General features: G+C 61.0%; 1 protein-coding gene and 1 pseudogene. One reads left to right on the top strand and one right to left on the bottom strand.

Going from position 1 to position 1,805, the window contains the following annotated elements; genetic code table 11:
• A pseudogene (locus WBB85_RS11950) lies at nt 1–113 on the top strand (IS5/IS1182 family transposase); the annotation flags it as partial.
• Nucleotides 114–168: 55 nt separating this feature from the next.
• On the opposite strand, the gene WBB85_RS11945 reads toward WBB85_RS11950, so the two are convergent.
• A partial coding sequence (locus WBB85_RS11945) for a GspE/PulE family protein (RefSeq protein WP_432638835.1) occupies nt 169–1,805 on the bottom strand: 1,637 nt, incomplete at its 5' end.

Genomic DNA, 1,805 nt, shown 5'->3' with positions numbered 1-1,805 from the left:
TCATGTTCGGCAGGCTCAAAGACTGGAGGCGCGTGGCAACTCGCTACGACAGGTGTCCGAAGGTCTTCCTCTCGGCCATCGCGCTTGCAGCAACCGTCATCTATTGGTTATGAATCCTGACCCTAGGGAGTGGGATTCTACATCAAGGCCCTCGTCGCACGCACATGCTTACTCGTCCCTGACCGTCACTCTGACCACATCCAGTTCGGCCACTCTCATTCCTTGCACCAGCTCATCGGCGTTCTCAGCCAGCGTCGTCATGCCGCCGGCTTTCGCGATCCGTGCCAACTCAGCGGGGTCCGAGTGCTGCGTGATTGCTTCTGCGAGGGTTGGTGTGTTTTTCAGAAGCTCGGAGATGACCGTTCGTCCGGCATATCCGGTTTGATTACAGGCGCCGCATCCCGCCCCCTTGCAGTCGTCACATAGACGCCGGACGAGGCGCTGAGAGAGCACGCCGCGGAGTGTCGCGCCGATGAGGTAGGGGGCGACGCCGAGATCCTTGAGGCGGCTGATCGCGGAGACAGAGTCATTGGTGTGGATCGTCGACAGGACCAGCCGCCCGACCAGCGCGGCGCGGGTCGCGATCTCGGCCGTCTCGGGGTCCCGGATTTCGCCGACGAGAACCACGTCGGGGTCCTGCCGCAGGATCGCGCGGAGGGCGCGCGCGAAGGACATGTCGATTTCGGGCTCGACCTGGACCTGGTTGATGCCCGGGATCGAGAATTCGATCGGATCCTCGACGGTGATGATCTTGCGCTCGTCCGACCGGAGACGGTTCAGGAGCGTGTAGAGCGTTGTCGTCTTGCCGCTGCCGGTCGGGCCTGCCACCAGAAAGATCCCGTTCGGGGCGGTCGCCACCCGCTCTATCTCCCTGGCCTGATCTGCGGTAAAGCCAAGGGCGCTCCAGCTGAGATCGACCCGTGACTGATCGAGAAGCCGGAGAACGGTGCTTTCACCAAACTGGGTCGGCAGGGTTGAGAGCCGTAGGTCGATGTCACGTCCGCGCACGGAGAGGCGTGCCCGTCCGTCCTGCGGTCTTCGCCGTTCGGATATGTTGAGATCGGCCATGATCTTCAGGCGCGAAGTGACCCCGGCCTTTTCGGTATTGGAAAGCGTTCGGATCAGGTGCAGCGTACCGTCGATGCGATAGCGGACACGCATGCCATTCTCAGTTGCCTCAAAATGGATGTCCGAGGCGCGTCGAGTCGCCGCCTCGGCGATGTGGTCGTTGACCAGGCGCACCACGGGGCCGTCATTGGCCAGCGATGTCAGGCGGGCAATGTCGCTGTCCGAAGCTTCGCCCGTGTTTTTCTCCGGCTCGCCTCCTGGCAGAGAGGTCAGAGCTGCCTTGATCGCCGAGGGCGTCGCGATTTCGACGCGAACCGGACATTTCAGTTTGAAAGCGATGCTTGCAAGAAGGTCACCGCAATCGGGTTCACAAACCGCAATCGTTACACTGTCATCGATCGCAACGGGTACAATCCCCGCGCGGCGCAGGAATTCCGGCGCGAGCGCGATGTCCTGGCAAAGGTCGGGCCTGATTTTGTCATGTTCTGCAAAGGGAAGGCCGAGATGTGTCGCAAGTGCCCGGAACAATGTCTCCTCGGCAACAAGGCCGATTTCAAGCAAGGTTTTTTCCACGCTTGTCGAGGTTTGGCCGCTGGCATCGGCCGCACGCTGTGCCGCCGGTGCGTTCAGGACACCGGTGCTGACCAGTTCCTCAAGGAAACGCGCGGGCTCGAAATTGTGGTCTTGCGTCATTCCAACCTGATTTGATGTGGCATATTGCACTATCAATACTACAG

Origin of the sequence: Albidovulum sp. (assembly GCF_049646345.1) — a bacterium.
Lineage (GTDB): Bacteria > Pseudomonadota > Alphaproteobacteria > Rhodobacterales > Rhodobacteraceae > Albidovulum.
This window is presented reverse-complemented; position numbering and strand designations above follow the sequence as displayed.